A 20,896-nucleotide genomic window follows, 5' to 3' on the forward strand; every position below is an offset into this window, starting at 1 on the left:
AACTGAATTTACACTGGAGAATCCTATGGCTCAAAGCAAAGTGTTAATCGTCGAAGATGATGAAGGTCTACGCGAGGCCCTTGTCGATACACTCGCGCTTGCTGGCTATGAATGGCTAGAAGCAGATTGCGCAGAAGATGCTCTAGTCAAACTAAAATCGAACTCCGTTGATATCGTTGTCTCTGATGTTCAGATGGCAGGCATGGGCGGCTTAGCACTGTTAAGAAATATCAAGCAGCATTGGCCGAATCTCCCTGTATTGTTGATGACAGCTTACGCAAATATCGAAGACGCCGTTGCTGCAATGAAAGAAGGCGCTATCGATTATATGGCAAAGCCATTTGCGCCGGAAGTACTGCTAAACATGGTGAGCCGTTACGCTCCCGTTAAGTCGGACGACAATGGTGATGCCATCGTTGCCGATGAGAAAAGTATCAAGCTGATGATGCTGGCTGATAAAGTGGCCAAAGCGGACGCCAATGTTATGGTCCTTGGCCCAAGTGGTTCAGGTAAAGAGGTGATGTCGCGTTACATCCATAATGCCTCTAACCGTAAAGATGGTCCGTTTGTCGCGATCAACTGTGCGGCAATTCCTGACAATATGTTGGAAGCGACTTTGTTTGGTTATGAGAAAGGCGCATTTACTGGCGCTATTCAGGCGTGTCCAGGCAAGTTTGAACAAGCTCAGGGTGGTACTATTTTACTGGATGAGATCAGTGAAATGGACCTTGGCCTACAAGCTAAGCTACTGCGTGTGCTGCAAGAGCGTGAAGTTGAACGTTTAGGTAGCCGTAAGAGCATTAAACTGGATGTTCGTGTACTCGCGACCAGTAACCGAGATCTCAAGCAGTATGTATCTGAAGGTAATTTCCGTGAAGACTTATACTACCGTCTGAACGTTTTCCCAATTTCTTGGCCTCCACTGTGTGAGCGTAAAGGTGATATTGAGCCTTTGGCGAAGCACTTGGTTGAGCGACACTGTACCAAACTGGGAATGCCTGTTCCGGTTATGTCAGCTCAAGCGATCAGCAAACTCGTCAATTATCCGTGGCCGGGCAATGTCCGTGAGCTTGATAATGTCGTGCAGCGTGCGTTGATTCTGAGCGAAGAAGAAAAAATTTCTGGTGAGCATATCCTACTTGAAGGGGTGGATTGGCAAGACGCCAGCGGCCTACAGCAGATTGTGGAAGGTAGCGATGTGGCAACGCCAGATATCAAGCCTATTGCGGAAGCAAACCCGATCAATCAAATTGCTTCAAGCAGTGAAGGGCTGGGGAATGAGCTTAGAGATCAAGAGTATGCGATCATCCTCGAAACTTTGATCGCATGTAATGGCCGACGTAAAGACATGGCTGAGAAACTAGGTATTAGCCCTCGTACATTGCGCTATAAGTTAGCAAAAATGCGCGATGCTGGAATAGATATCCCAAACTAAGCACAGATTAGTAGTGTCAGCTTTCTGACTAGTGTAGTACGATATCTAGTCGTCTTTAGGTATGGCACGCTAATTGCTCTGTCAATAATACAGCAAAATAGACGGTCATAAATTTGACTCCTTGAGGTAATAAATGAGAATAGATGGTCTACAAGGCGAAATGCAGGCAATGATGGTTGAAGCTGCGAGCACGCGCCCAGCTGCGACAGGACAAACGGTCGGTGCAGACTTCGGCAACATGCTGACGCAAGCCATCAACAATGTGAACTCATTGCAAAAGACCTCAGGGGATCTTCAAACTCGTTTTGATAGCGGCGACCAAAGTGTGTCGCTGTCTGATGTGATGATTGCTCGCAATAAATCTAGTGTGGCTTTTGAAGCGACAATCCAAATTAGAAATAAGTTGGTTGAGTCGTACAAAGAGCTTATGAATATGCCGGTATAAGTTGGGTAGTTAAGTAGTGGCAGATAATAGTCAAACAACAGATTTAACCGTGAGCGATGGTAACGATCACGCACTCATTGCGGGTGCTGAGCTGGACGGAGAAGGACAAAATCCCGATCTAGGTGAACGTAGTTCATCTAAATTTGATATGGCCGTAGGTGACCTAGATTTACTTCGTCAGGTTGTCTTAGTGCTGTCTATCTCAATCTGTGTCGCGCTTATTGTGATGCTGTTTTTCTGGGTAAAAGAGCCAGAAATGCGTCCATTAGGGGCTTACGAAACAGAAGAATTGATCCCAGTTCTTGACTACTTAGATCAGCAAAAGATCGAATATTCACTTGAAGGCAATACTATCTCTGTACCTGCGAGTGAATATAATTCTCTGAAGCTTAACATGGTTCGAGCTGGCTTGAACCAAGAGACGAGAGAAGGTGATGACATTCTTATGCAAGATATGGGCTTTGGAGTCTCACAGCGTTTAGAGCAAGAGCGCCTCAAGCTGAGCCGTGAACGGCAGTTGGAAGCGGTTTTTGAAGAGATGCAGCCAGTACGCAAGGCTCATGTCCTATTGGCTTTGCCTAAGCAAAGTGTTTTTGTCCGTCATAATCAAGAAGCCTCTGCTTCAGTTTTTCTAACACTTAAAACGGGTACTAACCTCAAGCAGCAAGAAGTCGAATCTATTGTTGATATGGTCGCCAGTGCGGTTCCGGGAATGAATACTTCAAGAATAACCGTGACAGATCAGCATGGTAGACTGCTGAGTTCTGGTTCTGAAGACCCAACATCAGCAGCGCGTCGTAAAGAACATGAGTTAGAGCGCAACCAAGAACAAGCACTGCGTGAGAAAATTGACTCTATCTTGATTCCTATCCTTGGTTTTGGAAACTACACGGCTCAGGTTGATATTCAGCTCGACTTCAGCGCAGTTGAGCAAACCAGAAAACGTTTCGATCCTAACACGCCGGCAACGCGAAGCGAATACACCTTAGAAGATTATAATAACGGTAATACTGTCGCTGGTATTCCGGGGGCGCTGAGTAACCAGCCTCCATCAGATGCGTCTATCCCTCAAGATGTCGCTCAGATGAAAGATGGTGCGATGACTGGTCAGGGCTCGGTTCATAAAGAAGCAACGCGAAACTTCGAATTAGACACCACTATCAGCCACGAACGTAAGCAGACTGGAACGGTGAACCGTCAAACGGTATCGGTAGCGATTAAAGACCGTCAATCCATCAACCCAGATACGGGTGAAGTGGTGCACACGCCAATCCCTGCTAGCGAAATCAACGCGATTCGCCAAGTGCTGATTGGTACGGTTGGCTTTGATGAAAGCCGCGGTGACTTATTGAATGTATTAAGCATGCAGTTCGCACCACAAATCACAGATGTGGTTCCTGATGTGCCAATCTGGGAGCACCCTAACTTTAATGATTGGGTACGTTGGTTTGCGAGCGCGTTGGTTATTATTGTTGTGGTGTTAGTTCTTGTTCGCCCTGCAATGAAGAAACTGCTTAACCCAGCCGCAGATAACGATGACCAGATGTACGGTCCAGACGGCATGCCAATTGGTGCCGATGGCGAGACCAGCCTAATTGGTGGTGACATTGAAGGTGGCGAGCTGTTTGAATTTGGTTCAAGCATCGACTTGCCGAACCTTCATAAAGATGAAGACGTGCTGAAAGCAGTACGTGCACTTGTAGCGAATGAACCAGAGCTAGCAGCTCAAGTAGTTAAGAATTGGATGGCAGATGGCTAACGAAATTGCTCCACAACAAGCTGAAGGCGGTGAAGTGCTTGATGTCTCAAGTGTGGATATCGGCTCTATCTCAGGCGATGAACGCGCTGCGATCTTATTGCTAAGTTTGAATGAAGAAGACGCGGCAGGCATTATTCGCCACCTAGAACCTAAGCAGGTTCAACGAGTGGGTAGTGCAATGGCGCGAGCTACGGATCTATCTCAGGAGAAAGTAGGCGCAGTGCACCGTGCTTTCTTAGATGATATTCAGAAGTACACTAACATCGGTATGGGCAGTGAAGACTTCATGCGTAATGCACTGGTGGCTGCTCTGGGTGAAGACAAGGCCAACAACCTTGTTGACCAAATCCTTCTGGGAACTGGCTCAAAAGGCTTGGATTCTCTTAAGTGGATGGATCCTCGTCAGGTGGCAAGTATCATCATTAACGAGCACCCGCAGATTCAAACCATTGTCTTGTCTTACTTAGAAGCCGATCAGTCTGCTGAGATTCTGTCTCAGTTCCCTGAACGTGTACGTTTAGATCTGATGATGCGTATTGCTAACCTTGAAGAAGTTCAACCTTCGGCGCTTGCTGAGCTGAATGAAATCATGGAGAAACAGTTCGCAGGTCAAGCCGGTGCTCAAGCTGCCAAAATTGGCGGCCTGAAGGCAGCGGCAGAGATCATGAACTACATGGACAACAACGTAGAAGGTGTCTTGATGGATCAAATCCGTGATCAAGACGAAGACATGGCAACGCAGATTCAAGATCTTATGTTTGTCTTTGAAAACCTCATTGAAGTGGACGACCAAGGCGTTCAGAAACTGCTACGTGACGTTCCACAAGACGTTCTACAGAAAGCACTTAAAGGTGCTGATGAAGGCCTGCGTGAGAAGATCTTCAAGAACATGTCTAAACGTGCTGCCGATATGATGAGAGACGATATTGAGGCGATGCCGCCAGTGAAAGTCTCTGACGTAGAAGCGGCTCAGAAAGAGATTTTGGGTATTGCGAGGAAGATGGCAGACAGTGGCGAAATTATGCTGTCTGGTGGCGCCGACGAGTTCCTTTAATACAGAAACCTCAAAAGCCCCACACCGTTGGGGCTTTTCTTTATCCAACCTCGAACCACAGATTAATTACAGTTTAACTGCCTGAATTTAAAGCAGTTGGACTCACTCAGGAATAGGTATTGATATGTCAGGTGATAGAAAACGCGGCTTCCTTCGCCCTGAAGAAGATAATACGGTTGCCCAACCTCAGAAATGGGGGCTACCTGATTACACCTCTGATGTGAGTAAACAAGCCAAAGAAACGGCGTTTAACTACGATCCGGGTTGGATGCCAACGGTTGAAGAAGCGATCGAAGAAGAAGAGCTGATTCTGACCGAAGAACAAATCGAGCTGATCAAGCAAGGCGCGTATCAAGAAGGTCTGCATCAAGGCCAGGAAGCTGGTTTCAAGCAAGGTTACGAAAAAGGCAAGGAAGAAGGCTTTGCCGCAGGTCATGCAGAAGGCAATGAAGCTGGTAAGCTCGAAGGCGTTACCGCTGGTCAAGAGTACATTCAACAACAAGTCGCTATCTTTATGGGGCTCGCAAACCAGTTTGCTCAACCTTTGGAGCTGATGAACGCTCAGGTTGAAAAGCAGCTGGTGGACATGGTGCTGACCATGGTTAAAGAGGTGGTTCACGTTGAAGTTCAGACCAATCCACAAATCATCCTAGATACCGTGAAAGAGTCAGTCGAATCGCTGCCAATTTCTGGTCACGCTATTACCTTGAAGCTTAACCCAGAAGACGTCACCATCATTCGATCTGCGTATGGGGATACTGAACTGGACTGCCGCAATTGGACATTAGTTTCAGAACCTGCACTTAACCGTGGCGATGTACAAATTGAAGCGGGTGAATCGAGTGTGAATTATCGAATGGAAGAGCGTGTGAAGAACGTTATCCAGAGCTTCTGTGGTGCTAATCGTCATCAAGGTCATGCGTAATGCTTGAGTTAGCAAATCGTCTCAGCCAATACAAAGTCGAAGGGCTAAAATCACGTCCCGTTGCCTCTGGTAAATTGGTGAGGGTAGTCGGATTAACCCTTGAAGCAACTGGCTGTAAAGCGCCGATTGGTAGCCTGTGTTTAGTTGAAACCATGTCTGGTCAGATGGAAGCTGAAGTGGTTGGCTTCTCTGGTGATAACCTATTTCTGATGCCGAGTGAACAAATCACAGGGATCTTACCCGGTGCTCGCGTCACCCCTATGACTTCTGAAAGCGGTATTCCGGTGGGTATGGAGCTGCTTGGCCGTGTTATCGACGGTGTCGGTAATCCTCTGGATGGGCTTGGTCCTATCTATACTGAGCAACGCGCATCATTCAGTGCCGAACCGATTAACCCTTTGGCTCGTAAGCCAATTTCTGAACCACTTGATGTTGGCTTGAAAGCAATTAACGGCCTACTGACGGTAGGTAAAGGACAACGTATCGGTCTGTTTGCAGGTTCTGGTGTTGGTAAATCCGTAACACTAGGCATGATGACTCGAGGTACCACAGCGCAAGTGGTTGTGGTGGGCTTGATTGGTGAGCGTGGACGCGAAGTAAAAGAGTTTATCGAAGAGATTCTTGGTGAAAACGGCCGTAAGCGATCGGTTGTGGTTGCTGCGCCTGCCGATTCATCACCATTGATGCGATTGAAAGGCTGTCAAACGGCGCTAACGGTGGCGGAATATTTCCGTGACCAAGGCTTAGATGTTCTACTCCTGATGGACTCACTGACCCGTTTTGCACAGGCTCAGCGTGAAATCGCACTATCTGTTGGCGAACCGCCTGCAACCAAAGGTTATCCGCCATCGGTATTTGCTAAGTTGCCAGCGCTGGTTGAGCGTGCGGGTAACGGCAATGATGAGCAAGGCTCAATCACGGCCTTTTTTACCGTACTAACTGAAGGCGATGATCTACAAGATCCAATCGCCGATGCTTCACGAGCGATCCTCGATGGCCACGTTGTGTTGTCGCGTGAAATGGCAGATGCGGGTCATTATCCTGCGATTGACGTTGAGAAGTCCGTCAGCCGTGTAATGCCTCAAATCACCACCGAAGAACATGTGTTGATGTCGAAAGCCGTAAGACAAGTGCTTTCTATCTGTCGCAAAAACCAAGACTTGGTGTCGATTGGTGCTTACAAGCCGGGTACTGACCCTGCGATTGATAGCGCCTTCACCTTGAAGCCGAAGTTAGATGAGTACTTGCAGCAGAAGATGAAAGAAACAGTGCCATACGACATGTGCGTCAACATGTTGAAACATGTATTGGGTGGCTAACAGGTGATTAAGGTTAGTCATGGATAACGCATTAGAGTTTCTTCTCGACCAAGCAAAAGACCAAGAAAACCAAGCGGTATTAGCGCTCAACAAAGCGAATGCGGAGCTGCAAGGTTATTACGAACAGGTCGCACAGATTGAAAAGTATCGACTGGATTATTGCCAGCAACTTGTCGATAGAGGCAAGGCTGGGCTAACAGCCAGCCAATATGGGCATTTGAATCGCTTCTTAACTCAATTGGATGAAACGCTTTCTAAACAGCGAGAAGCGGAGCATCACTTTAAAAACCAGGTCGATAACTGTCAGAACTACTGGATGGAACTGCGTAAGAAACGTAAATCCTATGAGTGGTTGATGGAGAAGAAGCAGAAAGAGAAAGCCAAACTGCAGGATCAAAGAGAACAAAAGCAGATGGATGAGTTTTCAACTTTGCTCTATAGCCGAAAGAAGATGTGATCCTGAGCCACGAATCCAACTGGCGCTGTTCACACGGTGATTTGCCGAGATTTCTAGGCATGTTTCTTGCTCTGTTTTATATAAAATTGCGCCTTGTGCCTGATAAAGGTATGAAAAGCATCCGACTTTCTTTTTGTTGCCTGTTTAGGGTAGCAAAGCTAGTAGATAGAGCTTGTATATATGAATGTTAGTCCTTCTTCAAATTCAGCGACCAATACAACGTCTTCGTTGTTGGATACCGGTTCTGCCGCTTCAAAGGTGGAGGAAACCGTTGACTCAAAAGGTTTCTTTGAATCTTTTAAAGAAGCGCTCGGCTTTGAAGAAAGTGGTAGCAAAGCAACGGAAAAAGAAGCAGACAGCACTACAAAATCTGATGCTAAACAAGCCTCTACGGAAAGTGAAGCTTCAGATGAAGCAAAGAAAACGAACTTAACAGCTGAGACTACGGATGAGTCAAGCCAAGCGCAAAGTAATCAAGTGGCTTCAGAAGTTGAGGGTGATAAAGCCACAGATAAAACTCCTGTAGAGGCCGTGTCTAGCTCAGAGTCACAACTCAAAGCTAATTCAACCGATGATGCTGCTATCGCAAACAAGGCGGGTGAGAAAGATGAGTTGTCTAACAACAAAGGCTCTAAGGAGCAGACAGCTCAACTGCAAGGTCAAGCTTCATCAGCGGTAAACGAATCGACCCAAGCATCGCAAGCGGCGGCTGCGATGAATGAAGGAAACAAGTTATTAGGTCAGTTGGATGAGGCAAATAAAACGCTGAATCAGACGCCGAACGGCAAAGCCTTGCCACAGCACTCTCAGTTAGAACAGTCTCAGGTTGAGCAAGCTCAAGGTAGTATTCCTGGAGCTTCTGTTGCAGGCTTCGCAGTAGCAGGTGAAGTGGGTAATCAACTACAGCAAATCAACTCAGCGAATCAAGGTAACGCGCTAGAAGTGGACTCTGAAATCGCTGTGCTGACTGGCGGAAAAGGCGTTTCGCAACTGACGGATGATGAAATTCGCCAGTTGATGGATAAAGGCGTTACTCCAGAGCAGATTGAAGCAAGCATGAGCCGAGAGCTCAGCCAGAAAAATGCGGCACAAGCAGAAGTTGCAGGGCAAAGCCAAACACTGTCTCCAGCCGATATTGAGTTAGCAAAACAGGTAGATGCGCACACCAAAGCGCTCAATCAACTGAATGCTCAGATTGAGTCAAAACAGTCCGTTGTTGATGGCCTACTGCAGAAGCAGCAAAGTGGCACAAAGTTGACAACTGATGAGCAAGCGATGCTGGCTACAACGACCGCTGAGTTAGACGTTTTGGATAAACAACTCGTAAACGTTCAGCAACAAGCAACGGCTTTATTGAGCCAAGCTCCGGGCGCAAACCATACCTCTGCTGAGCCTGTTGCGATTGATTGGGATAATACAGATTCAAATGAAGCCAAAGCTTTAGCAGCGGCAGCTTCAACAGCAGCGGTTGCGACAGCTGCGCAGCAAACTACGGCACAAGCTGCAGCGCAATCGGCAAGTAATGCCGCTACCACTCATGCAGTGACGGATAAAGCAGCAATGTTGAACGCTAATACGCATGTAGCCCAACAGGCAGCTGCTCAACAAGCTAATGTCACAACACAACAGCCACAAGCTGCGTTGGATCCGGCGTTAAACGCGCAAGGTGTGGCGCTGAATGCAGCACCTGCCGCGACAAAAGCGGGTTCAACAGATATGTTACTTAAGGCCGGTGCTGGTGCAGCTGCCCTTTCCGGTCTTGGCAAAGCCGGAACTAAGGAAGATTCGAAAGACACCACATTTGCTCAGCAGATCGCTTCTGCGGCTGGCGTACAAGGTGCAGCGAACGCAGGTTCGGCACCAACACGAGCCGAGATTCAAGCCGCTCAACAGGCACCGTTGCAGCTGACTAAAGAGCTAGCAAACGAACAGGTCGCTGAAAAAGTACAAATGATGATGTCTAAAAACCTTAAGAACTTAGACATTCGACTCGATCCACCAGAGCTGGGTCAGATGAAGATCCGCATGACCATGAATAATGACGTGGCGAACGTGCATTTTACGGTGAACAGCCAACAGGCGAGGGATGTGATTGAACAAACCTTACCTCGATTGAGAGAGATGCTTGCTCAGCAGGGTATGCAGCTTGCCGATTCATCCGTTCAACAGCAAGGTTCAGGTCAGGGGCAAGACAGATACAACAGTGGTGAGCAACAATCAGGCTCTAACCGCACAAATGATACGCAAGGTGATGAAAACCTTGATAGTGGCAGCAATCTTGAATTGAATGTCGCATCAAAGCGTGATGGAATTAGTTATTATGCCTAATATCAGGCTGAGCGCATTTAGTTAATAGACAGAACCAGCTGATAGACAGAACCGTCAGTTAATCGAAAGAACAGGAAGTTAGAGTAAAGTATGGCAGAAGTACAAGATGCACCTAAAGGAAAGAGTAAGCTCCTTATTATCATTATAGCGGTCGTTGTTTTACTGCTTAGTATTGGTGGTGCGTTGTTCTTTTTCTTAGGTTCCGATGATAGTGCCTCAGAATCTCAGTCTCAGCCAGCCACAGCTGTGGTTGCAGCAGAGCCTGTTATGTATGTGAACATCCCTCAGCCATTCTTGTTCAATGTAACAGGTGATAAAAAAGATCGCCTAGTTCAGATAAAAGCACAGCTGATGGTGCGTGGTAGCAAGAATGAAGACCTGGCGCGTTACCACTCTCCACTAGTAGAGAGTACATTGCTCGCAACGTTCGCTTCGGCAACGGTTGATCAACTTCGCTCACCAACAGGGCGAGTGGAACTACGTGACAAAGCGACAGAAGATATTAAAGCAAGTCTGGCTCAAGCAGTTGGCCAGCCTGTGATTGAAAAAGTGTTATTCACTGACTTCGTAATTCAATAGGTAATTTGTGACCGATTTATTAAGCCAAGACGAAATTGATGCGCTGTTACACGGCGTTGATGATGTTGAAGAAGTTGAAGATGTCTTAGAGACCGACAATGACAGTGCGGTCAATTTTGACTTCTCCTCTCAAGATCGAATCGTCCGTGGTCGGATGCCGACCCTTGAACTTATTAACGAGCGTTTCGCACGTCATATGCGAATTAGCTTGTTTAATATGTTGCGTAAAACGGCTGAAGTGTCGATCAACGGCGTACAGATGATGAAATTTGGTGAATACCAAAACACTCTGTACGTACCAACCAGTTTAAACATGGTGCGTTTCCGTCCGCTTAAAGGTACGGCGCTGATCACCATGGAAGCACGTCTTGTTTTCATCCTTGTAGAAAACTTCTTTGGTGGTGATGGTCGCTTCCACGCCAAGATTGAAGGCCGTGAATTTACGCCAACGGAAAGACGTATTATTCAGCTGCTGCTGAAGATTGTATTTGAAGATTACAAAGAAGCTTGGTCACCAGTAATGGGGGTTGAGTTTGAATACTTGGATTCTGAAGTGAACCCGAGTATGGCGAACATTGTGAGTCCAACAGAAGTTATCGTAGTGAGCTCATTCCATATTGAAGTGGATGGCGGCGGTGGTGATTTCCACGTAGTCATGCCTTACTCCATGGTTGAGCCAATCCGTGAACTGCTCGATGCGGGTGTTCAATCCGACAAAATGGAAACCGATGTTCGCTGGAGCACAGCACTGCGTGATGAAATCATGGACGTGCCTGTTAACTTCCGCGTTAACCTTCTAGAGCAGGATATCTCACTACGTGACTTAATGGAGCTGCGCCCTGGTGATGTCATTCCGATGAACATGCCTGAGCACGCGACCATGTTCGTAGAAGAGTTACCGACCTACCGTGTAAAAATGGGGCGCTCGGGTGAAAAACTCGCGGTACAGATTTCTGAAAAAATTCAAAGACCTCATGTGGTCAAAACTGATCTCGCTTTCCTAGGCAAAGATTTAATGTCTGAACTAGAACACAGCGATGATAACGAATAGCAAAATAGATAAAAGTATAGGAATTGGTAATGGAACCTAGTGAAGATCAAAAGCTAGCAGACGAATGGGCTGCAGCGCTTGGTGAAGACCCTTCTGCACCGTCAATTGATGTTGACGATGTGCTTGCGGCACCACTTGATGAGCTAACTGATTCATCGTCTCCGATTTCTGAAGACGAGCGCCGCAAGCTGGATACCATCATGGATATCCCTGTCACCATTTCTATGGAAGTTGGCCGCTCTCAGATCAGTATCCGCAACCTTCTGCAATTGAACCAAGGTTCGGTTGTAGAGTTAGACCGTATTGCTGGTGAGTCACTGGATGTGATGGTCAATGGTACTCTGATTGCTCACGGTGAAGTGGTTGTGGTGAACGACAAGTTTGGTATTCGTTTGACCGACGTAATTAGCCAAACAGAACGTATTAAGAAGTTACGTTAATGCGCTTATCGTCTCTAAGGTTGACGAGTTTATCTCAAGGGCTGAAGAGCTTATCTCGAGCAATAGTTGGAGTTGGGCTGTTTGCTACTCCTTCTGTTGCCTTTGCAGCAACGCCACCTTCTCTTGATTTGGCGACCACTTTTGGGTCGCTAATTTTCGTTATAGCCTTCATTTTATTTATTGCTTGGTTGCTTAAGCGCATGCAAGTGCCAGCAATGTCCAATCAACAAGGTTTGGCGATTGTTAGGCAAATCCCTGTCGGCACAAAAGAGCGTATCGCTATTGTGCAAGCGGGCGATGAACAGTTCTTAGTGGGCATTACCACTCAATCTATTCAGCTGATCTCTAAGCTTGATAAACCTCTTACTCAGGAGATGCTGGAAAAAAGTACATTCTCAAGTCAGCTTTCCCAGCTCATGAAAAAAGATGCAAACAAATAACGGACTTTTGAACTCATCTTACTTTTACCAAGCCGGAGCTTTCCGAGCGGTGAAGGTGCTGCTGGTTCAGCTTACTCTTCTCTGTACCCTTTTGTTTAGTGTGTCGGTATTTGCACAGGCTGAAGACGGCACTGTTATTCCCGCCAACACCGCGGGCTCAGAGTCGGTCACCATCAGCACGATGGAACAAGACCAAGACAAATCAACCACTATGACCACCGGCAGCTTGACGGGCAGCGGGGGCGGCATTCCTGCTTTCACCATGACGACCAATGCTAACGGTGGTGAAGACTACTCGATCAACCTGCAAATTCTTGCGTTGATGACCATGCTTGGCTTCTTGCCGGCAATGGTTATTTTGATGACTTCGTTCACCCGTATTGTGGTGGTGATGTCTATTCTGCGTCAGGCAATGGGTCTGCAACAAACGCCATCGAACCAAGTCATCATTGGTATCGCAATATTCTTGACCTTCTTCATCATGTCACCGGTGATCAATCAGGTGAATGAGCAGGCGGTCCAACCCTATTTGAATGAGCAGATAACCGCACGACAAGCATTTGATGTTGCCCAAGGGCCTATCAAATCATTCATGCTCAAGCAGACTCGAATTAAGGATCTAGAGACTTTTGTTGAGATCTCTGGAGCGGAAGTGACCAACCCTGAAGACGTTTCAATGGCGGTGCTGATTCCTGCGTTTATCACCTCTGAACTCAAAACCGCGTTCCAGATTGGCTTTATGCTGTTCTTGCCGTTTTTGATTATCGACTTGGTGGTGGCGTCGGTATTGATGGCGATGGGTATGATGATGTTGTCACCAATGATCGTATCGCTGCCGTTTAAGCTGATGCTGTTCGTTCTTGTTGATGGTTGGAACCTGATACTCTCTACACTCGCCGGCAGTTTTGCCTTGTAGCTGGGGGACATCATGAATCCTGAAATATTCGTAGAGTTGTTCCGAGACGCACTTTGGATGGTGCTAATCATGGTTTGCGCCATCATTATTCCCAGTCTGCTTATCGGTTTGGTCGTTGCTATCTTCCAAGCAGCGACCTCGATCAACGAACAAACATTGAGTTTCCTACCGCGTTTGATCGTGACCTTATTAGCCTTGATGCTGTTTGCGCACTGGATGACTCAGATGATGATGGAGTTCTTTTTTGAACTCATCGAACGTTTACCTCAAGTTCTGTATTAAACCGATATGGAATACCCAACGAGCCTTGTACTAGAGTGGTTAGCCAATTATTTTTGGCCTTACACTCGCATCTCAGCCATGCTGATGGTGATGACGGTCACCGGCGCACGCTTTGTGTCGCCGCGTATTCGTCTGTATTTAGGTTTGGCGATTACCTTCGCAGTAATGCCTGCGATTCCCGCAGTTCCCAAAGAGATTGAACTGCTCTCTTTCCAAGGCTTCCTGACTGTCTTCGAGCAAATTGTGATTGGTGTGGCGATGGGCTTTGTCACTCAGTTCATGATTCAAACCTTTGTTATGCTCGGTCAAATCCTTGGTATGCAATCGAGTTTGGGTTTCGCCTCTATGGTCGACCCAGCAAATGGACAGAACACGCCAGTATTGGGTCAGCTCTTCATGCTACTTGCCACTATGTTCTTCTTGGCGACCGATGGTCACTTGAAGATGTTGCAGCTGGTGGTATTCAGTTTTAAAACTCTGCCGATTGGCAGTGGCTCTCTGACCTCGGTCGATTTTCGAGAGCTGGCACTATGGCTCGGCATCATGTTCAAAGCGGCATTGGCGATGTCGTTGTCGGGTATTATCGCGTTGCTGACTATAAACCTGTCATTCGGTGTAATGACACGTGCCGCGCCTCAGCTAAATATCTTTTCTTTGGGTTTTGCATTTGCGCTACTCGTGGGTCTGTTACTTTGTTGGTACATCCTTGGCGGCTTGTATAGTCACTATGAGCTATTTTGGATGCAAGGCGAGCAACAGATATGTCGTCTAATCCGGTTAGATTGCTAGGAGACTGAAATGGCAGAGTCAGACGGTCAAGAACGCACAGAAGACGCCACGCCCAGACGCTTGCAACAGGCCAAAGAGAAAGGGCAGGTTGCAAGGTCAAAAGAGCTGGCGTCAGCATCGGTATTAATTGTCGGTGCCGTTGCACTCATGTGGTTTGGTGAATCGATGGCGAAGGCATTGTTCGAAGCCATGCAACGTCTGTTTTCTTTAAGCCGCGATGAAATCTTTGATACCAACAAACTACTGGAAATTGCTGGCGGTGCATTGGTGAACTTGCTGTTTCCGCTGTTCTTAATTCTGATTACCTTGTTTATTGCGGCTGTTATTGGCGCAGCAGGGGTTGGCGGGATTAACTTCTCGATGCAAGCTGCGATGCCAAAGGCGTCTAAGCTCAATCCACTCAGTGGTATCAAACGCATGTTTGGCCTGCAAAGCTGGGTTGAACTGATTAAATCGATTTTGAAAGTGGCGCTGGTATCGGGGATGGCTGTTTATCTGATTCAGGCCTCTCAACATGACTTAATGCAGCTCAGCATGGATGTTTATCCACAGAATATCTTTCACGCCTTGGATATCTTACTTAACTTCATTCTCCTGATAAGTTGTTCTCTGCTGATTGTGGTGGCCATCGATATCCCATTCCAGATTTGGCAACATGCTGATCAATTGAAGATGACCAAGCAAGAAGTGAAAGACGAATTCAAAGACACTGAAGGTAAGCCGGAAGTGAAAGGTCGAATTCGTATGTTGCAAAGGGAAGCGGCTCAGCGTCGCATGATGGCTGATGTACCTCAAGCGGACGTGATTGTCACCAACCCGGAGCACTTCTCGGTGGCGCTACGTTATAAGCAGAATCAAGATAAAGCGCCAATCGTAGTTGCGAAAGGTGTTGATCACATGGCGATGAAGATCCGTGAAATCGCTCGAGAGCATGATATCTATATTGTTCCTGCACCACCGTTGGCGAGGGCGCTGTATCACACCACAGAGCTCGAACAACAAATTCCTGACGGTCTGTTTACCGCTGTCGCTCAAGTGCTTGCATATGTGTTCCAGCTAAAACAGTATCGAAAACGTGGTGGTGAGAGGCCAAAACTGCAAGATTCTAATATGCCGATCCCACCTGATTTACGTCATTAGATCAATTACTTGAGCTCAGCCTTATGAAGCTTGATAATAGAGGCATTAATTAGCTTCTGTTTGCCAACAAAGCGCTGATAAATTGACGTTCGATATTGGTACAGTGTTTGCTATATCAATCCCGAACATTATAAGCCGGTCATGGTAAACCTGATCACTATAAACCTTGTTGCTAATAACGTTGGCAATATAGCTTAGCCCTGAGCCCGACTTGTTGGCGAGAGGCGACAACATAGCGAAACTATCTAGATTTATGAAATTCTCCCTGCCTTTTGCGGACAAGCTACCAAAAATCCCTAACCGTGCCATGCCTGCAATTGGTGCGCCTGTTATGGTACTTGCCACGCTGGCGATGGTGGTGTTGCCGATTCCTGCGTTCTTGCTGGATATGTTCTTCACCTTCAACATCGCACTCGCTATGGTTGTGTTACTGGTATCGGTTTACACTCGAAGACCTTTAGATTTCGCCGCTTTCCCGACCGTTCTTCTTATTGCGACTCTGCTTCGATTGGCTTTGAACGTTGCATCTACTCGTGTGGTTCTACTGCACGGTCACGAAGGTGGCGATGCTGCGGGTAACGTGATTGAAGCCTTCGGTAACGTAGTTATCGGTGGTAACTACGCGGTTGGTTTAGTGGTGTTCTTGATCTTAATGATCATCAACTTCATGGTTGTTACCAAAGGTGCAGGCCGTATCTCGGAAGTAAGTGCGCGTTTTACCTTGGATGCGTTACCGGGTAAACAGATGGCAATCGATGCCGATTTGAATGCGGGTTTGATCGACCAAGATCAGGCTCGTCTGCGACGTTTTGAAGTAACCAAAGAGGCCGATTTCTACGGCTCGATGGATGGTGCTTCGAAGTTCGTTAAAGGTGATGCGATAGCGGGTATTTTGATCCTGTTCATCAACATCATTGGTGGCTTGAGCATCGGTATGGCTCAATTTGGTTTGGGTTTCGGTGAAGCTATTGAGATCTACACGCTACTGACTATCGGTGATGGTCTGGTTGCACAAATTCCATCTTTATTACTGTCGATCGCTGCTGCGATGATGGTAACGCGTCAAAATACCGATGAAGACATGGGCCAGCAGCTCATCTTCCAGATGTTCGACAATCCAAAAGCCTTGATGATCACTGCGGCGATTCTCGGAGTGATGGGTATTGTCCCTGGCATGCCACACTTTGCGTTTTTGAGCTTAGCTGCGGTTGCTGGTGGTGCGGCTTATTACATCGATAAGAAACAGAAGAAGAAGGCTTTGGAGCCGAGCCTTCCTGCGGCTGTTGAGGCCAGTGGCGAGACCGGTTCACAAAAAGAGCTCTCTTGGGATGACGTTCAACCTGTTGATATTATTGGCCTTGAAGTAGGCTATCGCTTGATTCCTTTGGTAGACAGAGACCAAGGCGGAGAATTACTCGAGCGCGTTAAAGGTGTACGTAAGAAGTTGTCTCAAGATTTCGGCTTCTTGATCCCTGCAGTACACATTCGTGACAACCTAGAACTGACACCAAACAGCTACCGAATCACCTTGATGGGCGTTGCGGTGGGTGAGGCTGAGATAAAGCCGGATATGGAGCTCGCGATTAACCCGGGTCAAGTGTACGGGATGATCGACGGTGAGCCGACTATCGATCCAGCATTTGGTCTTGAAGCGGTGTGGATTCGTGAGGAGCAACGTGAACATGCTCAGGCTCTCGGTTACACCGTAGTTGATTCGTCGACCGTGTTAGCAACCCACCTCAGCCAGCTGCTTACTAACAATGCGTCGCAGCTTATTGGTCATGAAGAGGTTCAGAACCTACTTGAGATGCTTAGCCGCTCAACTCCTAAGTTGGTTGAAGGTTTTGTACCGGATCAACTGCAGCTTGGTGTGGTAGTGAAAGTGCTACAAAATCTGCTTAATGAAGCCATCCCAATCCGTGATATCCGAACCATAGTCCAAACTTTGTCGGAGTACTCGAGCAAGAGTCAAGAACCTGACATATTAACGGCGGCAGTTCGTATCTCATTGAAACGACTAATTGTTCAGGAAATCAATGGGATAGAGCCAGAGTTACCTGTAATAACCCTAATCCCTGAGCTGGAACAAATCTTGCATCAAACCATGCAGGCATCCGGCGGAGAATCTGCTGGTATTGAACCTGGTTTAGCGGAACGTTTACAGACCTCTCTTAGCCAAGCGACTCAAGAGCAAGAGCTGAAAGGGGAGCCTGCAGTGCTACTGACTTCAGGCGTATTACGTTCGACTCTAGCTAAGTTCGTGAAGAACACGATCCCAAGCTTGAGAGTGCTGTCTTACCAAGAAATACCGGATGAAAAGCAGATACGTATAGTACAAGCTGTTGGTAATTAAGCCGCCTAATTAGAACGGACAATCGAATTGAAAATTAAACGATTTTTTGCAAAAGACATGCGGACTGCTCTGCTCCAAGTGAAAGAAGAACTTGGTTCAGACGCTGTGATCATGTCTAACAAAAAGGTCGCAGGTGGCGTGGAAATTGTTGCCGCTATTGATGGCGAATCTAGCCCGTCAACAGCGAGCCCAAGACTCAACAAACCTCAGCAGCCTGTGCATAGCCAATACACGCAAATGGCCGCTCCTTCAGCTCCGGCTGGACGCCGCGAATTAGATGATGACAAGGTAAGCCTTCAGTCAAGTTCTGAAGGTGGACGCTCAATGACGAAGCGCTTTGCAAACATGCTTAAGCAATACAGTCATGGTACGGACGATGAACCTCAGCACCGCGCTGAAAACGAAGACTCTCTGTCTGCATTACTCAATCGCCAATCTAGCAATAGCCACTTGTCGAACAACAGCCATCCATCGAGCGGTAGTTTAGATTCAGCATTTGCTCGCGAAACCGGTCTTTCTAAATTGATTGCTGAAGATCGCCGAGTTGAGCGCCCTTCGCCTCGCTTGGATCCGACTCGCTATGATCGCGGTCGTGGCAGTGGTCAATCCAAAGGCTCTGATACTGAAATGGAAACGATGCGCGAAGAGATGACCTCAATTCGCCGTCTGTTAGAGCATCAAGTGTCAGGCCTGATGTGGCAAGAAGTTGAGCGTCGCGAACCGCTAAGAGCCATGCTTATCAAGCGTCTTGAACGTATGGGCGTGTCAGCAGAGCTTGCTGATCAGATGGCTTGTTACATTCCAGAAGATACCAAACCAGCTCGTGCATGGAAGGCGTTGTTAGCCTTGGTTGCTGACCAGATCTCCGTGACACAGAAAGATATTTTAAAACGCGGCGGAATTGTTGCTCTACTTGGCCCAACCGGCGTGGGTAAAACGACGACGGTTGCAAAGCTTGCGGCTCGCGCTGCCATGGAATATGGAGCAGACAACGTAGCACTAGTGACAACGGATACATATCGTATAGGTGCACATGAGCAGTTATCGATTTATGGTCGAATTATGGGGTGTCCTGTAAGAGTTGCTAAAGATTCTAGCGAACTGGCCGATGTAATATATCAGTTACGTAATCGTCGCCTGATTCTGGTCGATACTGCAGGTATGGGACAACGAGATGTTCGCCTATCTGAACAGTTAGACACATTGATGCAAGAGAGTGGTTCCGTTATCAATAGCTACCTTGTTTTGCCGGCTACAGCGCAACGCAAAGTACTACAAGAAACAATTGAACACTTTAGAAGAATCCCGTTGTCGGGATGCATCATGACTAAATTGGATGAATCCCTCAGTCTTGGTGAATTCATCAGTGTCGTAATACAAAATGCATTACCAGTTGCTTACATAGCAAATGGTCAACGAGTTCCTGAAGATATCGTTATAGCTCAACCAAAGTACATGATTGCTAAGGCAAATGAGCTATTAGAGAAATCTACAGAGAATGAACCTCATTACTGGAATAGCGATTCTGAAGGGCTCTAGGCGGCGGATAAATATGAATGAAAATATGATACACGATCAAGCTAGCGGCCTCCGTCGCTTAACCAAGCCTTCAATCACCAAAGTTATTGCGGTAACGGGCGGTAAAGGCGGCGTTGGTAAATCTAATGTGACGTTAGGTATGGCTATTTGTATGGCGCGCCAAGGTAAAAAAGTCATGGTGCTTGATGCCGACTTAGGCCTTGCGAATGTCGATATCATGCTGGGTATTCGCTCTAAGCGAAACCTTGGACATGTGTTAGCGGGTGAGTGTGAACTCAAAGATGCGATTGTGGAAGGTCCGCACGGAATTAAAATTATTCCAGCGACTTCAGGCACTCAGAGCATGACAGAGCTATCGCACGCACAACACGCTGGTTTGATTCGCGCATTTGGTACACTCGAAGACGAGATGGACATCTTGCTAGTAGATACCGCAGCTGGTATCTCGGACATGGTGATCAGTTTCTCAAGAGCGGCGCAAGATGTGGTGGTTGTGGTATGTGATGAACCTACCTCAATCACAGATGCATATGCGTTGATTAAGCTTTTGAGCAGAGAGCACCAAGTTCAGCGATTTAAAGTTGTCGCAAATATGGTCAGAAGCTACCGTGAAGGCCGAGAATTATTTGCAAAATTGACTTTGGTCACAGAGCGCTTCTTGAATGTGAGCCTCGAACTCGTAGCATGTATTCCTTTAGATGATAAAGTACGTCAATCAGTCAAGAGACAGAAAATCGTAGTCGACGCGTTTCCTCGCTCTCCAGCGGCATTGGCAATCAGCTCATTGGCAAACAAAGCATTGACCTGGCCAATACCAAAAACACCAAGTGGACACTTGGAGTTCTTTGTTGAAAGGCTGCTGAACCGTACTGAATTTGTAGAGGAACCATTTGGTGAATAAAGCGCTTACCTACGACCAACACGCTAATCACAATAGCCAACAGGCTTTTTTTGAGAAGTACTCTGTGTTGGTTAAACGTATCGCTCATCACTTGTTGGGGCGATTACCGCCTAATGTATTGGTTGATGACTTGATTCAAGCTGGCATGATTGGCTTGATTGAAGCGCAACAAAACTATGATGGTACCAAAGGCGCAAGCTTTGAGACGTATGCCGGTATTCGAATCCGTGGTGCAATGTTGGATGACATTCGCCGAGGAGATTGGGTGCCGAGATCGGTTCATAAAAACAATCGAGAAATCAGCAGTGCAATTGCGGAATTAGAAAGCACTCTCAACCGCGACCCAAGCGATGCCGAAGTGGCAAAGCACATGGGACTCAGTTTAGAGCAGTATCATAGTGCTTTAACTGATATTAATTGCTCAAGACTGGTCGGGATCGAAGATTTAGGCGTCTCAGATGATGTAATATCTCCGAATGAAGACTCTCAAGATAACGCGCCTTTTCAAGGGGTTGCTGATGAGTCATTCCGCCAAGCTTTGATCGATTCGATAAAACAGCTTCCGGAAAGAGAAGGCTTAGTGCTTTCGCTTTATTACGACGAAGAACTCAATTTAAAAGAGATTGGGGAAGTATTAGGTGTCAGCGAGTCTCGTGTCAGCCAAATATTGAGCCAATCTATGCAGCGTTTACGCACTAAATTAAGTGCTTGGACACAGAACGACTAACAACACTGATTTTTATT

20 protein-coding genes are annotated in these 20,896 nt (G+C 47.0%); all 20 read left to right on the forward strand.

The features are described from left to right. The first annotated feature begins 25 nt into the window (after window positions 1–25). Window positions 26–1,435, forward strand: a complete 1,410-nt coding sequence (locus BTO10_RS10650; protein ID WP_105024510.1) for a sigma-54-dependent transcriptional regulator — start codon at window positions 26–28, stop codon at window positions 1,433–1,435. Between the two features lie 133 nt (window positions 1,436–1,568). Beyond that, window positions 1,569–1,880: a flagellar hook-basal body complex protein FliE gene (gene fliE / locus BTO10_RS10655; RefSeq protein WP_004739835.1), complete on the forward strand. Its 312-nt coding sequence runs from the start codon at window positions 1,569–1,571 to the stop codon at window positions 1,878–1,880. Between the two features lie 16 nt (window positions 1,881–1,896). After that, a complete protein-coding gene (gene fliF, locus BTO10_RS10660) occupies window positions 1,897–3,639 on the forward strand; it encodes a flagellar basal-body MS-ring/collar protein FliF (RefSeq protein WP_004739837.1) in 1,743 nt (580 codons plus the stop codon). Continuing rightward, window positions 3,632–4,693 carry a flagellar motor switch protein FliG gene (gene fliG, locus BTO10_RS10665; RefSeq protein ID WP_105024511.1) on the forward strand — a complete coding sequence of 354 codons (1,062 nt, stop codon included), beginning with the start codon at window positions 3,632–3,634 and terminating at the stop codon, window positions 4,691–4,693. The genes fliF and fliG overlap by 8 nt, the downstream gene beginning before the upstream one ends. A gap of 124 nt (window positions 4,694–4,817) precedes the next feature. Continuing rightward, window positions 4,818–5,618, forward strand: a complete 801-nt coding sequence (fliH, locus tag BTO10_RS10670) for a flagellar assembly protein FliH (RefSeq protein ID WP_004739840.1) — start codon at window positions 4,818–4,820, stop codon at window positions 5,616–5,618. Next, window positions 5,618–6,937, forward strand: coding sequence for a flagellar protein export ATPase FliI (gene fliI / locus BTO10_RS10675; RefSeq protein WP_105024512.1), 1,320 nt, complete (start codon window positions 5,618–5,620; stop codon window positions 6,935–6,937). The genes fliH and fliI overlap by 1 nt, the downstream gene beginning before the upstream one ends. A 19-nt stretch (window positions 6,938–6,956) precedes the next feature. Continuing rightward, on the forward strand, window positions 6,957–7,394 hold the full coding sequence (fliJ, locus tag BTO10_RS10680) for a flagellar export protein FliJ (RefSeq protein WP_008218280.1): 438 nt from the start codon (window positions 6,957–6,959) through the stop codon (window positions 7,392–7,394). Between the two features lie 180 nt (window positions 7,395–7,574). Next, on the forward strand, window positions 7,575–9,722 hold the full coding sequence (locus BTO10_RS10685; protein WP_105024513.1) for a flagellar hook-length control protein FliK: 2,148 nt from the start codon (window positions 7,575–7,577) through the stop codon (window positions 9,720–9,722). A gap of 90 nt (window positions 9,723–9,812) precedes the next feature. Beyond that, window positions 9,813–10,301, forward strand: a complete 489-nt coding sequence (gene fliL, locus BTO10_RS10690; protein WP_102423456.1) for a flagellar basal body-associated protein FliL — start codon at window positions 9,813–9,815, stop codon at window positions 10,299–10,301. Between the two features lie 7 nt (window positions 10,302–10,308). Beyond that, window positions 10,309–11,352 (forward strand): flagellar motor switch protein FliM, encoded by a 1,044-nt coding sequence (fliM, locus tag BTO10_RS10695; protein WP_105024514.1) that lies wholly within the window; start codon window positions 10,309–10,311, stop codon window positions 11,350–11,352. A 29-nt stretch (window positions 11,353–11,381) separates the two neighbouring features. Continuing rightward, window positions 11,382–11,792, forward strand: coding sequence for a flagellar motor switch protein FliN (gene fliN / locus BTO10_RS10700; RefSeq protein WP_004739851.1), 411 nt, complete (start codon window positions 11,382–11,384; stop codon window positions 11,790–11,792). Beyond that, on the forward strand, window positions 11,792–12,232 hold the full coding sequence (gene fliO / locus BTO10_RS10705) for a flagellar biosynthetic protein FliO (RefSeq protein ID WP_105024515.1): 441 nt from the start codon (window positions 11,792–11,794) through the stop codon (window positions 12,230–12,232). The genes fliN and fliO overlap by 1 nt, the downstream gene beginning before the upstream one ends. After that, entirely contained in the window at window positions 12,219–13,148 is a 930-nt protein-coding gene (fliP, locus tag BTO10_RS10710) for a flagellar type III secretion system pore protein FliP (protein ID WP_181143976.1), read from the forward strand. Before fliO ends, fliP begins: the two co-directional genes overlap by 14 nt. Before the next feature lie 12 nt (window positions 13,149–13,160). After that, window positions 13,161–13,430: a flagellar biosynthesis protein FliQ gene (gene fliQ, locus BTO10_RS10715; RefSeq protein WP_004739854.1), complete on the forward strand. Its 270-nt coding sequence runs from the start codon at window positions 13,161–13,163 to the stop codon at window positions 13,428–13,430. A gap of 6 nt (window positions 13,431–13,436) precedes the next feature. Next, window positions 13,437–14,219, forward strand: a complete 783-nt coding sequence (gene fliR, locus BTO10_RS10720) for a flagellar biosynthetic protein FliR (protein ID WP_004739855.1) — start codon at window positions 13,437–13,439, stop codon at window positions 14,217–14,219. Window positions 14,220–14,228: 9 nt separating this feature from the next. After that, window positions 14,229–15,359, forward strand: a complete 1,131-nt coding sequence (flhB, locus tag BTO10_RS10725; protein ID WP_008218297.1) for a flagellar biosynthesis protein FlhB — start codon at window positions 14,229–14,231, stop codon at window positions 15,357–15,359. Window positions 15,360–15,612: 253 nt separating this feature from the next. Beyond that, window positions 15,613–17,712 (forward strand): flagellar biosynthesis protein FlhA, encoded by a 2,100-nt coding sequence (gene flhA, locus BTO10_RS10730; RefSeq protein WP_004739857.1) that lies wholly within the window; start codon window positions 15,613–15,615, stop codon window positions 17,710–17,712. A 27-nt stretch (window positions 17,713–17,739) separates the two neighbouring features. Then, window positions 17,740–19,251 (forward strand): flagellar biosynthesis protein FlhF, encoded by a 1,512-nt coding sequence (gene flhF, locus BTO10_RS10735; protein WP_105024516.1) that lies wholly within the window; start codon window positions 17,740–17,742, stop codon window positions 19,249–19,251. Window positions 19,252–19,264: 13 nt separating this feature from the next. Beyond that, complete coding sequence (locus tag BTO10_RS10740) at window positions 19,265–20,152, forward strand: MinD/ParA family protein (RefSeq protein ID WP_008218303.1); 888 nt, start codon at window positions 19,265–19,267, stop codon at window positions 20,150–20,152. Next, window positions 20,145–20,879, forward strand: a complete 735-nt coding sequence (locus tag BTO10_RS10745) for an RNA polymerase sigma factor FliA (RefSeq protein ID WP_004739861.1) — start codon at window positions 20,145–20,147, stop codon at window positions 20,877–20,879. The genes BTO10_RS10740 and BTO10_RS10745 overlap by 8 nt, the downstream gene beginning before the upstream one ends. The last annotated feature ends 17 nt before the right edge of the window (window positions 20,880–20,896 follow it).

This window comes from Vibrio chagasii (assembly GCF_002954585.1).
GTDB classification, from domain to species: domain Bacteria; phylum Pseudomonadota; class Gammaproteobacteria; order Enterobacterales; family Vibrionaceae; genus Vibrio; species Vibrio chagasii_A.

Bases quoted from the DNA above. Each gene is read 5' to 3' on its own strand.
- BTO10_RS10650 (WP_105024510.1), top strand. From the start codon at position 26: ATGGCTCAAAGCAAAGTGTTAATCGTCGAAGATGATGAAGGTCTACGC.
- fliE (WP_004739835.1), top strand. From the start codon at position 1,569: ATGAGAATAGATGGTCTACAAGGCGAAATGCAGGCAATGATGGTTGAA.
- fliG (WP_105024511.1), top strand. From the start codon at position 3,632: ATGGCTAACGAAATTGCTCCACAACAAGCTGAAGGCGGTGAAGTGCTT.
- fliH (WP_004739840.1), top strand. From the start codon at position 4,818: ATGTCAGGTGATAGAAAACGCGGCTTCCTTCGCCCTGAAGAAGATAAT.
- fliI (WP_105024512.1), top strand. From the start codon at position 5,618: ATGCTTGAGTTAGCAAATCGTCTCAGCCAATACAAAGTCGAAGGGCTA.
- fliJ (WP_008218280.1), top strand. From the start codon at position 6,957: ATGGATAACGCATTAGAGTTTCTTCTCGACCAAGCAAAAGACCAAGAA.
- BTO10_RS10685 (WP_105024513.1), top strand. From the start codon at position 7,575: ATGAATGTTAGTCCTTCTTCAAATTCAGCGACCAATACAACGTCTTCG.
- fliL (WP_102423456.1), top strand. From the start codon at position 9,813: ATGGCAGAAGTACAAGATGCACCTAAAGGAAAGAGTAAGCTCCTTATT.
- fliN (WP_004739851.1), top strand. From the start codon at position 11,382: ATGGAACCTAGTGAAGATCAAAAGCTAGCAGACGAATGGGCTGCAGCG.
- fliO (WP_105024515.1), top strand. From the start codon at position 11,792: ATGCGCTTATCGTCTCTAAGGTTGACGAGTTTATCTCAAGGGCTGAAG.
- fliP (WP_181143976.1), top strand. From the start codon at position 12,219: ATGCAAACAAATAACGGACTTTTGAACTCATCTTACTTTTACCAAGCC.
- fliQ (WP_004739854.1), top strand. From the start codon at position 13,161: ATGAATCCTGAAATATTCGTAGAGTTGTTCCGAGACGCACTTTGGATG.
- fliR (WP_004739855.1), top strand. From the start codon at position 13,437: ATGGAATACCCAACGAGCCTTGTACTAGAGTGGTTAGCCAATTATTTT.
- flhB (WP_008218297.1), top strand. From the start codon at position 14,229: ATGGCAGAGTCAGACGGTCAAGAACGCACAGAAGACGCCACGCCCAGA.
- flhA (WP_004739857.1), top strand. From the start codon at position 15,613: ATGAAATTCTCCCTGCCTTTTGCGGACAAGCTACCAAAAATCCCTAAC.
- BTO10_RS10740 (WP_008218303.1), top strand. From the start codon at position 19,265: ATGAATGAAAATATGATACACGATCAAGCTAGCGGCCTCCGTCGCTTA.